Below are 12,376 nucleotides of genomic sequence, written 5' to 3' on the forward strand. Positions count from 1 at the left end.
CGAGCGGAGAGGAAGCGGATGCCGGACGAAGGACTGCGGCTGTTGGCGGGCACGGTCGCGGGCGCCCTCATCAAGGCGATGGACACCCACCTGTGGGCGGGGGTCCGCGCCGAGGTCGCGGGAGTGCTCGGTTCCGGCGTGCCGCGCCGGGTCGAGTTCGTGACGAGCAGGCTCCAGGCGTCGCGGGACGAGCTGGCGCTGGTGCCGCTGGAACGGCGGACGCAGGCGAGGGCGGAGTTCACCACGGAGTGGCGCGGCTCGATCCACGCCGTGCTGTGGGAGCACCCCGAGCTGGAGCCGGAGCTGAGGGCCGTGCTCGGCGCCATCAGCCCGGCCCTGCCGCGCACGCCGGTGGACGCGGCCGTGCTGCCCCCGGCGCCGCCCGCCTTCTAGCCCAGGTACCGGACCTGGCGCGCCTTGTCCTCCACCATCCGCTCGTGGGCGGCGTCGATCTCCGGGCGGTGCGAGGTGGCGGGCACGCCGACCTCCCACCACGCCCCGGCCTCGGTCCACGCGTCCGGGTGCGTGCGGATCACGACGACCGCGGGCCGCCGTTCCCCGACTGCCGCCTCCCGCGCCTTGCGGTAGGCGTCGGCCAGGTCGTCGAGGCCGTCGACGGCGAACACCGCGCAGCCCAGTGCGGCGGCGTGGGCCGCGAAGTCCGTGCGCGGCGGCGCGGCGTGCGCGGTCCGCACGTCCGCGTACAGGTTGTTGAACCCCGCCCCGCCCTGCCCGGTCTGCAACCGGTGGATCACCGCGTACCCGTCGTTGTCGCACACCACGGCCACGAACCCGTGCCCGGCGAACGCGGCGGAGTACAGCTCGGAGTTCAGCATCAGGTACGACCCGTCGCCCACCAGCGTCGTCACGATGCCGGACGGTCGGGCGATGGCCGCGCCCCACGCGCCCGCCAGCTCGTAGCCCATGCAGGAGAACCCGTACTCGACGTCCATCGTCGACTCGCCGATGGCCCGCCAGCCGCCGATCAGCTCGCCGGGCAGGCCGCCGGACGCGGTCATCACGTAGTCCTCGGGCGTGCTGAGGTCGTTGACCACGCCCACGACCTGCGCGTACGTCGGCAGTTCCGAGTCGGGCGTGCGCAGCCCGTCGATGTGCTCGTCCCACCGGCACCGCTCCACGGCGGCCTGGTCGGCCCAGTGCGAGTCGCCCTGCCACTGCCCGAGCAGGTCGGTCAGCTCGCGCAGCCCCTCGTCGGCGTCGGCCACCAGCGCCTGGGCGCCGTGCTTCACCGCGTCGAACCGGGCCGCGTTGAGGGTCAGCAACCGGACTTCGGGGGAGAACACCGTCCACGACGCCGTGGTGAAGTCCTGCAACCGGGTCCCCACGGCGATCACCACGTCGGCCTCGGCCGCCAGGACGTTCGCCGACGTGGAGCCGGTGACGCCGAGCGGTCCGGCGTTGAGCGGGTGGTCGTGCGGGACGAGCGTCCGGCCCGCGGTCGTCTCCACGACCGGGATCCGGTGCTGCTCGGCGAACCGCAGCGCCCGGCCTGCGGCCCCGGAGTACCGGACCCCGCCGCCGAGCACCAGCAGCGGCTTGCGCGCGGAGGTGATCAGCTCGGCCGCGCCGGTCAACGCCCGGAGGTCGGGTCGCTGCCGCAGCAGCCGGTGCACCACGGGGTGGAACAGCGAGTCCGGGAAGTCGTACGACTCGGCCTGCACGTCCTGCGGCAGCGCCAGCGTCACCGGCCCGCACTCGGCCGGGTCGGTCAGCACCCGCGCGACCTGCGGCAACGTCGACAGCAGCTGCTCGGGCCTGGTGATCCGGTCGAAGTACCGGCTCACGGCCCGGAAGGCGTCGTTCACCGTGGCCGTCGGGTCGTGGAAGTGCTCGACCTGCTGGAGCACCGGGTCCGGCGCGCGGCCGACGAACGTGTCGCCGGGCAACAGCAGCAGCGGCAGCCGGTTCGCGTGCGCGACCCCCGCCGCCGTCACCATGTTCAACGCGCCCGGCCCGATCGACGACGTGGCCACGCCGACCTGCCGCCGGTGCGTCGCCTTGCCGATGCCGACGGCGGCCAGCGCCATTCCCTGCTCGTTGTGCCCGCGCCACACCGGGAGCTGGTCGCGCACCTCCTCCAGCGCGGTGCCGATCCCGAGCACGTTGCCGTGCCCGAAGATCGCGAACACGCCGGGGAACAGCGGGGCCTCGGACCCGTCGAACAGCTCGGTCCGCTGCGCCAGCAGCCACCGGACGAGCGCCTGCGCCGTGGTCAGCTTCATGCCGTTCGCCCCTTCGCGTTCGTCACCGGGCAGCGCGGGTCGAGCTCCTGGTCGGCCCAGCTGTCCCGGATCCACGTGTGGGCGGGGTCGTCGCAGAACGCGAGCGACCGCTCCGCCCCTGGTCCGGCCAGGACGTTCAGGTAGTACATGGGGTAGCCGGGCGCGGCGACGCACGGGCCGTGGTAGCCCCGCGGGATCAGGAAGACGTCCCCGTCGCGCACGGCCACGTCCTCGTCCACCTCGCCGTCGCCGGTGTAGGTCTTGTGCAGCCCGAACCCCTCACGCGACGGCGTCACCCCGTCGCGTCCGGCGATCCGGAAGTAGTAGACCTCCTCGTTCACGACCTCGCACGGCTCGGTGTCGTCGTGCTTGTGCGGCGGGTAGGACGACCAGTTGCCGTCCGGTGTGATCAGCTCGCACGCCACCAGCTTGTCCGCGTGGTCCCAGACGCCGGGCACGCCGAAGTTCGTCACCTGCCGGGTCGCGTTGCCCGCGCCCCGCACCTCGACCGGCACGTCTTCGGCGGGCCCGTACCTGGGCTCCAGCCGTCGTTCGCAGCGGGCCATCGGCAGCGCCACCTCGGCGCCGTCGGCGGACGACAGCGTGACGCGGGCGTCCCTCGGCACGTAGGCGAAGTCCGTGACGCGGGTGAACACCGACTCGCGGCCGGTCAGCTCGAACCGCTCGCCGTCGACCTCGACGACGCAGCCGCCCGCGAGGGGCAGCACGAACGCCTCGAACTCGTCGGTGTCGACCACCCGGCTCTCGCCGGGGGCCAGCCGGAGCACCCGCAGGCCGGTGTAGGTCCAGCCCGCCTCGGCGGGGCCGAGCCGGATCGCGTCGTCGCCGTAGGACAGGGTTCCCAACGGGCGGTGCCAACTCATGCCGTGACCTCCTGGTGAGCGGCGCGCAGCACGGCCGCGGCGGAGGCCACCGCGCCCGCCACGTCGCCGTCCGGCGGGTAGAGCAGGGCGCGACCGACGACCAGCCCGCGCACGGTCGGGTGCCGCAGCGACCGCCCCCACGAGGCCAGGTCGGCGGCGGGATCGGGGCCGGGGACGCCGCCCAGCACCAGCGTGGGCAGCGTCGTGCTGCCCAGCGCGGTGTCCGGGTCGGCGGGGGCGGGCAGCTTGAGCCAGGTGAACGCCGACGTGACGCCGAGGCCCGCGGCGACCGCGGCCGCCCGTGCCAGCGACGCGGAATCGGTGCGCAGCACCAGTTTCCCGCTGTCGTCGCGGTCGTAGGGCAGCGGTTCGACCATCGCCATCAGCCCGTGCTGAGCCAGCGCGGACACGGCCTGCGCGCACGCCTCCAACGTCGGGGCGGTCCCCGCGTCGGAGTTCACCAGGCGCAGCAGCATCTTCCCGCCGTCGAGCCCGTTCGTGGCGATCGAGGGCGGGTCGTACGCGGTGAACCGGTCGTCGATCTCCCAGTCCGCGCCCGCCAAGCCACCCCGGTTCATCGAGCCGATCACGACCTTCTCGTGCAGGCCGTCGAGCAGGAGCAGGTCCTCGATCACGTCCGGGGTGCCGAGCACGCCGTCGACGTCCGGGTTCGCCAGCGCGATCAGCAGCCGGTCCAGCAGCGACCGCCGGTCCGCCATCGCCATCGGGTCGCCGCCGACGCCCAGCGCGCCGCGCGCCGGGTGGTCGGCCGCGACCAGGAACAGCGTCCCGCGCTCCGACAGCAGGCCCTTGGGGCCGCGGCGGGCCTGGTACGCCCGGCGGATCGAGCCGGGGTCGGTCGCCCTGGTGGTCAGCAGCTCGGCCCACTGCTGGTCGGTGATCACAGGAGCTCCTCGATCTCGTGCGGTTCCGGCATGGCGTCCGCGCAGGCCAGACGGCCCGCGACCAGCGCGCCCGCGACGTTGGCGTAGCGGGCGATCCGCACCGGATCCCAGCCGGAGAGCAGGCCGTGCGCCAGCGCCCCGCCGAACGCGTCGCCCGCGCCCAGGCCGCACACCACGTCGACCGGGTGCGGCGGCACGGTCCACGAGCCCTCGGCCGTCGCGACCAGCACGCCCTCGGCGCCCTTCTTGACCAGCGCGAGTTCCACGCCGCGGTCGAGCAGCCGACGCGCGGCCTCGTCCGGGTCGGCGGTGCCGACGGCGACCTCGACCTCGGTCCGGTTGCCCACCGCCACGGTCACGTGGTCCAGCATCCAGCCGATCTCCCGCCGCGCACTGTCCACATCGGACCAGAACATCGGCCGGAAATCGAGGTCCAGCACGGTGTGCGCCCGGCGGCCGCGGTGCTCCAGCATCTTGCGCTGGGTTCCCCGCGCGGGCTCCGCCGACACCCCCGTGCCGGTGACCCACAGCAGCGGCACGTCCGCGACGACGTCCCACGGCACGTCCGGCTCCCCGAGCGTGAGGTCCGGCGCGATCGGCGAGCGGTAGAACAGCAGCGGCGGGTCCTCCGGCGGGTTCAGCTCGCAGAACACCACCGGCGTCTGGAGGTCGGGCGACGTGCCGACGAACTCCGGCGAGACGCCGAACCCGGCCAGCGCCTCGCGCACGTAGTCGCCGAACCCGTCCGGACCGACCTTCGTCAACACCGCCGAGCGCCGCCCGAGCCGGGCGGCGGCCACCGCGACGTTGGTCGCGGTGCCGCCGAGCGACTTGGCGAACGTGCGCACGGCCGACAGCGGGACTCCGCTCTGCTCGGGGTAGAGGTCGACACCGACACGACCGACCGTGAGCACGTCCACCGCCATCAGCTCACGTCCTCCTTCTCCGCCGCACGCAGCTCGTGCGACAGCGCGTCGAGTTCGGCGCCACCGGCCATCTGCCGGGTCAGTTCCTCGATGGTGATGTCGGCCTTGTCGTACGACCCGAGCGAACGACCCCGCTTGAGCAGCAGGAACCGGTCGCCGACCGGGAACGCGTGGTGCGGGTTGTGGGTGATCAGCACGACGCCGAGGCCGCGGTCGCGGGCCCGTGCCACGTACTTCAGCACCACCCCGGCCTGCTTCACGCCGAGCGCGGCGGTCGGCTCGTCCAGGATCAGCACCTTCGCGCCGAAGTGCACGGCCCGCGCGATGGCGACGCACTGCCGTTCACCGCCGGACAGCGTGCCGACCGGCTGCTCCACGTCCCGCAGGTCGATGCCCATCTCGGACAGCGCCTTCTTCGTGACCTCGCGGCCCTGCTTGCGGTCCAGCACCTTGAACGGCCCGAACCCCTTCGTGGGCTCGGACCCCAGGAAGAAGTTGCGCCACACGCTCATCAACGGCACGACGGCGAGGTCCTGGTAGACCGTGGCGATCCCGTGGTCGAGCGCTTCGCGCGGCGAGGTGAAGCTGATCTCCTCGCCCTCGACCTTGAGGCTGCCCCGGTCGTGCTGGTGCACGCCCGCGAGGATCTTGATGAGCGTGGACTTGCCCGCGCCGTTGTCGCCGAGCACGCAGGTGACCTCGCCCGCGTTGACGACGGTCGACACGTCCCGCAGCGCGATGACGCTGCCGTAGGTCTTGCCGATCTCGGTGGTCTCGATCAGCGAGGTCATCGCCGCACCCTCTCCGCTCGCCGCCGCAGGGCGTTGTTGACCAGCACCGCCGACAGCAGCATCACGCCGAGGAACAGCTGGAACCAGTCGCTGTTCCAGTTGGCGTAGACGATGCCCTGGCGCGCCATGCCGAAGATCAGCGCGCCGATGGCCGCGCCCACCGCGGAGCCGAAGCCGCCGGTGAGCAGGCAGCCGCCGATGACGGCCGCGATGATGAACTGGAACTCCAGGCCGATGCCCTGGTTGGCCTGCACGCTGGTGAACCGCAGGATGTTGATCGACCCGACCAGCCACGCCGCGAACGCCGTGGTCATGAACAGGAAGATCTTGGTCCGCATCACCGGCACGCCGACCGCGCGGGAGCTGAGCGCCGACCCGCCGACCGCGAAGATCCAGTTGCCGAAGCGGGTCCGCACCAGGATCGTCGAGGCGACGACCGTGAACAGGATCCACCAGACGATGGAGATGTAGAACGACGTGCCGCCGAAGCTGAACGTCGACGCGAACAGGAACCCGGCGGACGCGTAGCCGTCGGTGGTGCGCATCCCGGACACCTGCACGGTGCCGGTGACGAGCCGCGTGATGCCGAGGTTGAGGCCCTGCAACGCGAGGAACGAGCCGAGCGTCACGATGAAGCTGGGCAGCCCCGTCCGCATCACCAGCCACCCGTTGAGCGCCCCGACGCCCAGCGCGAACAGCAGCGACACGACCAGGGCCAGCCAGACGTTCCAGCCGAGCTGGGTGGAGAGGATGGCCGTGACCAGCGCGGTGGACGCGGTCATGACACCGGCGGACAGGTCGAACTCCCCGCCGATCATGAGCAGCGACACGGCCACCGCCATGATCCCGAGCGTGGACGCGTCGTCGAGCCAGGTCGCGACACCGCCGGTGCTCAGGAACTGCTCGGTCACGATGGAGAAGAACAGGAACACGAGCACCGCGCCGAGCAGCGACCCGATCTCCGGTCGGACGACCAGCCGGTCGAGCAGGCCGGGCTTGCTGATCCGCTCGTCGGCGGCCGGTGGAGCTTGCGCTGCCACGGACATCTCCCTCCCTTCCAGCGTCGGTTAGCGGGTGCCGCGCTTGGCGTATTCCTCGACCTTGTCCACATTGGACTTGTCGACGAAGCCGGGACCGGTCAGCACGGGCTGGCCACCGCCGACGGTGTTCGCGTTGTCGTGGTACAGCTTCAGCATCACGATCGGCAGGTAGCCCTGCTCGTACTGCTGCTGGTCGACGGCGAACAGCACGTCACCGGCCTTGATGCCCGCGACCACGTCGGCGTTGAGGTCGAACGTCGCCACGGCGGCCTTGGAGGACGCGCCCTTGGCCGCGCTCGCGGCGTTGACGGCGACCTGCGGGTTCAGCGCCAGCACGGCGTCGATCGACGGGTCGGTCTGCAACGCGCCCTTGATGCGGGCCTCGATGTCGGTCGGGTTGTTGATGTCGACCTGGAGGTTCGTCACCGAGCCGCCGAAGCCGGTCTTCGCGCCGTCGCAGCGCTGGCTGAGGCCGATGTTGCCCGCCTCGTGGATCACGCAGAGGAGCTTGGTCTTGCCCGCGTCCTTGAGCTTCTTGCCCGCCTGCTCGCCCGCGATCCCCTCCTCCTGGCCGACGTGCGCGATGGCCCCGAAGGACGCGCTCTTGTCGCCGCCGGAGTTGATGGTGATCACCGGGATGCCCGCCTTGACGGCGGCCTCGATCGAGGTCTTCAGCGCGTCCGGGTTCGCCATCGACACGACGAGGCCGCCGACCTTCTGCGACACCGCGTTGTCGATCAGCTTGGACTGCGCGCCGGGGTCGCCGTCGGAGTTGTAGTCGACCGTCACGCCGAGCGCCTTGCCCGCGTCGGTCGCGCCGTTCTTGACCACGTTCCAGAAGGTGTCACCGGCGGAGCCGTGCGTGACGACGGCGACCTTCAGCGGACCGCTGGAGCTGGAGGCGGACCCGGTGTCGGGGCTGCCGGAACTGGTGGTGTTGCTCGCACCCGGCCCGCTGCACGCGGCCAGCAGGGCGACCGCGGCAACGCCGAGGCCCACGCGCAGAACACTTCGTCTTGCAGAGCGAACAGACGTCATCGTCCCTAGCCCTTTCCGATGATCTTGTTGAGGTGCGCGAGGCTGCGCGCGGTGTCCAGCACGGGGGTGTCCGCTGGACTGCCGTCACCGAGCGCGGTGTCCTGTTCGAGGACGAACCAACCGGTGTAGCCCGCCTCCCGGAGGAGCGTGACCAGAGCTTCCACGTCCACGTCGCCGTCGCCGAGGGGCACGTAGATCCCCTGCTGGACGGCGGCGGTGTAGCCGAGTTCCCCACCGCGCACCCGGTCCGCGATCTCCGCGCGCACGTCCTTGAGGTGCACGTGGCCGATCCGGTCCGGGTGGCGGCGGGCCAGGTCGACCGGATCCGTGCCGCCGATGAGCAGGTGGCCGGTGTCCAGGCAGAGCGGGAGTTCGGAGTCCGCGAGGAACCGCTCGACCTCGGCGGTCCGCTCCACGTGCGTGCCGACGTGCGGGTGCAGCACCGTCCGCAGCCCGTGGGCAGCGGCGATGTCGGCGATCTTCGCGGACGTCTGGATCAACGTCCGCCACTGCTCGTCGCTCAACTCGGGCCGCTCGTCGTACCCGTCGAGCCCGGTGGCGGCGGCCAGCACCAGCACCCCGGCCCCAGCGGCGGCCAGCAGCGCGGCGACGCGCTCGGCTTCCTCCACAGTGGACGGCACCTGCGGCGGGTCGTGCAGCACGACCGCGAGGAACCCGCCGACGAGACTGAGGTCGTGCTCGGCGAGCAGCGCCTTCAACGCGGCGGGATCGGACGGCAGGTAGTCGGGCGGCCCCAACTCGGTCGCCGCCAACCCGAGCGACGCCATCTCACCGAGCACCTGCTCGGCCTCCAACACCCGACCCCAAGCGGGCACCTCGCACACACCCCAGGAGATGGGCGCGCCGGCGATCTTCGTCATGCGTTCACTCCCGTCAGGCGGACCGGCGAACCCGAACGCCGGGAAGCCTCGCACGCCTCGGCGAGGCGGAGGCTGATCAAACTCTCCCTCGCGGGGGAGGGGTTCGCCACTTCACCGGCGACCACCTGGGTGAAGACGGCCATCTCGTTGAGGTAGGCGCGGTGGAAGCGCTCGGGGAAACCGGGGTAGGCGTCGGCCGCGACGACCGGGCCGCCGGGTTCGAGCGAGGTCAGCGGGGTGCGGGGGTCCACGCCCACGGCGAGGGAGTCCTTGCTGCCGAGGACCTCGATGCGGTGGTCGTAGCCGAGCGGGTCGTGCCTGCCGCCCGCGAGGGTGGCGTGGGCGCCTCCCGCGAACTTCAGCAGCACCACGGCGTTGTCCACGTCGTCGGCGTCGGCGAACGCCTGGTTCACCAGGACGGAACCGGACGCGTACACCTCCACCACGGGCTCGCCGACCAGCCACGGGACGGCGTCCAGGTCGTGGATCAGCAGGTCGCGGAAGATGCCGCCGGACGCGGGCAGGTAGCCGAAGTCCGGGGGTTGGGCGTCGTTGCCGACCGCCCGGACCAGGTAGATGTCGCCGACCTCTCCCGCGCGGATGCGGCGGTGCAGCTCGAACACGGCCGGGTCGAAGCGGCGCTGGAAGCCGACCAGCACCTCGACGCCGGAGGCCTCGACGTCGTCGACCAGCGCCCTCATCTCGTCCAGGTCGCTGGCGATGGGCTTCTCGCACAGGGCGGGGACCTTCGCCGCCAGCGCGGCGCGCAGCAGGGCGGGGTGGGTGTTCGTCGGGGTCGCCAACAACACGCCGTCACTCGCCGTGAGCAACGCGTCGAGGTCGTCGACCGCCTTCGTGCCGGGCAGGTCGGCCGACGCCTGGGCCGCTCGACCGGGGACGGGGTCGAAGAGGAGGACCTCGTCGACCTGGTCCAGCGCGGCGAGGTTGGTGGCGTGCATCGTGCCGATCCGGCCGACTCCAGCGACTCCGATCCGCATGCGGAGGGTCTCCGTCCTGGTAGGAGGTCTGTGGCGTTAGAGCGCTCTATTGGTTGGAGCGCTCCAATGCTGTAGCTTCCGTCACACGGGTGTCAAGGGGGCGTTTCCGGCTCGTGACCCGCGGACGAGGGAGGTGGCGGTGGCCAGGCCGACCATGGAGGACGTCGCCAAGCGGGCGGGGGTGTCCCGCGCGCTGGTGTCGCTGGTGATGCGGGATTCACCCAAGGTGAGCGAGCAGCGACGCGCCGCGGTGCTCAAGGCGGCGGAGGAGCTGGGCTACTCGCCGCACGCGATGGCGCGGTCGTTGGCCAGCCGGACCTCGACCGTCCTAGGGGTGATGGTGTCCGACCTGCACAACGCGTTCTTCGCGGAGGTCGTGGACGGCCTCGACGCGGTGGCGCGCGAGCAGGGCTTCGACCTGATCATCAACACCGGCGGCCGCAGCCCGGCCCGCGAGCGGCGGGCGCTGGACAGCCTGCTGTCGTTCCGCCCGGCGGGATTGGCGCTGCTCAGCCCCGTCGTGCCGACGGCCGCCATCAGCAACGCCGCCGACCACCTGCCGATCGTGCTCGTGGCCAGGTCGAGCCGCGTCTCGGGCGTGGACACGGTCAACGACGACGGCGAGCAGGGCGCGGGCTTGGCGGTGGACCACCTGGTCTCGTTAGGCCACCGCGACATCGTCCACCTCGACGGCGGCGAGGGCAGCCAGGCCGGTCCGCGGCGGCGCGGCTACGTGAACGCCATGACCGGCCACGGCCTGGAACCCCGCGTGGTGGGCAGCGAGTACACCGACGCGGCGGGCGCGAAGGCCATCCAGGAGCTGCACCGCGGCGGCCGGATGCCCACGGCGATCATCTCCTGCAACGACTTCAACGCCGTCGGCGCGATCTCCGCGTTGGAGGAGGCCGGTTTCCGCGTCCCGGAGGACGTCTCGGTCGTCGGCTACGACAACACCTCGCTGGCCGCACTGCGCCACGTCTCGCTCACCACCGTCGACCAGCCGCGCAACGAGATCGGCAGGCTGGCCGCCGAGGCGCTGCTGCAACGCGTGCGCGGCGAGCGCACCGAGCCCGTGCGGCACCTGCTGCACCCGAAGCTCGTCGTCCGGAACACCACTGCCGCCCCAGGAGGGTCGTCTTGACCAGCACCATCCCGCACTGGATCGACGGCGCCCGCACGACGGGCGTGTCGAGCCGGACCAGCGACGTGTTCGACCCGGCGACCGGCGAGGTCGCCAAGCGGGTCGTCCTCGCGGACCAGGCGGACGTCGACCTGGCCGTCGCCTCGGCGCTGAAGGCGTCGGCGTCCTGGTCGGAGTCGTCGCTGGCCACGCGCTCGCGCATCCTCTTCACCTACCGCCACCTGCTGCACGAGCACCGCGACGAGCTGGCCGCGATCATCACCGCCGAGCACGGCAAGGTCCTCGACGACGCGGCGGGCGAGGTGCAGCGCGGCCTGGAGGTCGTCGAGTTCGCCTGCGGCATCCCCCACCTCCTCAAGGGCGAGCACTCGGAGCAGGTGTCGCGCGGGGTGGACGCGTACTCGGTCCGACAGCCGCTGGGCGTGGTCGCGGGCATCACGCCGTTCAACTTCCCGGTGATGGTGCCGATGTGGATGTTCCCGGTGGCCATCGCCAGCGGGAACACGTTCGTCCTCAAGCCGTCCGAGCGCGACCCGTCGGCGGCGGTGCGGCTGGCCGAGCTGTTCTCCGAGGCGGGCCTGCCGGACGGCGTGCTGAACGTCCTGCACGGCGACGCGACCGCGGTCAACGCGCTGCTGGACCACCCGGACGTCGCGGCGGCGTCGTTCGTCGGGTCCACGGCCATCGCCCGGCACGTCTACGCCCGCGGCACGGCGGCGGGCAAGCGCGTGCAGGCGTTGGGCGGGGCCAAGAACCACATGGTCGTGCTGCCGGACGCCGACCTCGACGTGGCGGCGGACGCGGCCGTGTCCGCAGGCTACGGCAGCGCGGGCGAGCGGTGCATGGCGATCTCCGTCGTGGTCGCGGTGGGCGACGCGGCGGACAGCCTGGTGGAGAAGATCGCCGAGCGGACGAAGGGCCTGGTCACCGGCCCCGGCACCGATCCCGCCTCGCAGATGGGCCCGCTGGTCACCGGGGTGCACCGAGACAAGGTGCAGTCCTACGTGGACAACGACGAGGGCGCGACGCTCGTGGTCGACGGCCGGGGGTTCGCCCCGGAGGGCCACGAGAACGGGTTCTGGCTCAAGCCGACCCTGTTCGACCACGTGACCACGGACATGGCGCTCTACCGGGACGAGATCTTCGGCCCGGTGCTGAGCGTGGTGCGGGTGCCGACGTTCGAGGCGGCCGTGGACCTGGTCAACGCCAACAGGTACGGCAACGGCACGGCCATCTACACCGGTGACGGCCTCGCGGCCCGCGAGTACCAGCGCCGCGTGCAGGTCGGCATGGTCGGCATCAACGTCCCCATCCCGGTGCCGATGGCGTACTACTCCTTCGGCGGCTGGAAGGACTCGCTGTTCGGCGACACCCACGTGCACGGCGCGGAGGGCGTCCGCTTCTACACCAGGGCGAAGGCGGTCACCGCCCGCTGGCCCCGGCAGCACGGCATCGACCTGGGCTTCCCGACCCACGGCTAGAGCGCTCCCCGGTTCCACGGCACGAGGGGCGCCGTGGAACCGGGGAGG

At 72.1% G+C, this 12,376-nt stretch carries 12 protein-coding genes; 3 read left to right on the top strand and 9 right to left on the bottom strand.

The window, feature by feature from the left end; genetic code table 11:
• Window positions 1–18 precede the first annotated feature (18 nt).
• Complete coding sequence (locus ACFWW9_RS20780; protein ID WP_390380064.1) at window positions 19–393, top strand: hypothetical protein; 375 nt, start codon at window positions 19–21, stop codon at window positions 391–393.
• Here the strand turns inward: ACFWW9_RS20780 and iolD are convergent.
• The 9 genes from iolD to ACFWW9_RS20825 are packed head-to-tail and all read right to left on the bottom strand — an operon-like array spanning window position 390 to window position 9,706.
• Window positions 390–2,243 carry a 3D-(3,5/4)-trihydroxycyclohexane-1,2-dione acylhydrolase (decyclizing) gene (gene iolD / locus ACFWW9_RS20785; RefSeq protein ID WP_390380067.1) on the bottom strand — a complete coding sequence of 618 codons (1,854 nt, stop codon included), beginning with the start codon at window positions 2,241–2,243 and terminating at the stop codon, window positions 390–392. The genes ACFWW9_RS20780 and iolD overlap by 4 nt on opposite strands.
• The gene (iolB, locus tag ACFWW9_RS20790; RefSeq protein WP_390380070.1) at window positions 2,240–3,127 is read right to left on the bottom strand and encodes a 5-deoxy-glucuronate isomerase; all 888 of its coding nucleotides are present in this window, start codon (window positions 3,125–3,127) and stop codon (window positions 2,240–2,242) included. Before iolB ends, iolD begins: the two co-directional genes overlap by 4 nt.
• Window positions 3,124–4,032 carry an aldolase gene (locus tag ACFWW9_RS20795; RefSeq protein WP_390380073.1) on the bottom strand — a complete coding sequence of 303 codons (909 nt, stop codon included), beginning with the start codon at window positions 4,030–4,032 and terminating at the stop codon, window positions 3,124–3,126. Before ACFWW9_RS20795 ends, iolB begins: the two co-directional genes overlap by 4 nt.
• Entirely contained in the window at window positions 4,029–4,958 is a 930-nt protein-coding gene (iolC, locus tag ACFWW9_RS20800; protein WP_390380075.1) for a 5-dehydro-2-deoxygluconokinase, read from the bottom strand. The genes ACFWW9_RS20795 and iolC overlap by 4 nt, the downstream gene beginning before the upstream one ends.
• A complete protein-coding gene (locus tag ACFWW9_RS20805; RefSeq protein ID WP_390380078.1) occupies window positions 4,958–5,749 on the bottom strand; it encodes an ATP-binding cassette domain-containing protein in 792 nt (263 codons plus the stop codon). The genes iolC and ACFWW9_RS20805 overlap by 1 nt, the downstream gene beginning before the upstream one ends.
• The gene (locus tag ACFWW9_RS20810; protein WP_390380081.1) at window positions 5,746–6,795 is read right to left on the bottom strand and encodes an ABC transporter permease; all 1,050 of its coding nucleotides are present in this window, start codon (window positions 6,793–6,795) and stop codon (window positions 5,746–5,748) included. Before ACFWW9_RS20810 ends, ACFWW9_RS20805 begins: the two co-directional genes overlap by 4 nt.
• Before the next feature lie 21 nt (window positions 6,796–6,816).
• The gene (locus ACFWW9_RS20815; protein ID WP_390380084.1) at window positions 6,817–7,827 is read right to left on the bottom strand and encodes a sugar ABC transporter substrate-binding protein; all 1,011 of its coding nucleotides are present in this window, start codon (window positions 7,825–7,827) and stop codon (window positions 6,817–6,819) included.
• A 5-nt stretch (window positions 7,828–7,832) separates the two neighbouring features.
• Entirely contained in the window at window positions 7,833–8,708 is an 876-nt protein-coding gene (locus ACFWW9_RS20820; protein ID WP_390380087.1) for a TIM barrel protein, read from the bottom strand.
• Entirely contained in the window at window positions 8,705–9,706 is a 1,002-nt protein-coding gene (locus ACFWW9_RS20825; RefSeq protein ID WP_390380090.1) for a Gfo/Idh/MocA family oxidoreductase, read from the bottom strand. Before ACFWW9_RS20825 ends, ACFWW9_RS20820 begins: the two co-directional genes overlap by 4 nt.
• 139 nt (window positions 9,707–9,845) lie before the next feature.
• Between ACFWW9_RS20825 and ACFWW9_RS20830 the strand changes: the two genes are divergently transcribed.
• Window positions 9,846–10,847 (top strand): LacI family DNA-binding transcriptional regulator, encoded by a 1,002-nt coding sequence (locus tag ACFWW9_RS20830; protein WP_390380093.1) that lies wholly within the window; start codon window positions 9,846–9,848, stop codon window positions 10,845–10,847.
• Window positions 10,844–12,328, top strand: coding sequence for a CoA-acylating methylmalonate-semialdehyde dehydrogenase (locus ACFWW9_RS20835; protein ID WP_390380096.1), 1,485 nt, complete (start codon window positions 10,844–10,846; stop codon window positions 12,326–12,328). Before ACFWW9_RS20830 ends, ACFWW9_RS20835 begins: the two co-directional genes overlap by 4 nt.
• Window positions 12,329–12,376 lie beyond the last annotated feature (48 nt).

Source organism: Umezawaea sp. NPDC059074 (genome assembly GCF_042738955.1).
GTDB lineage: Bacteria > Actinomycetota > Actinomycetes > Mycobacteriales > Pseudonocardiaceae > Umezawaea.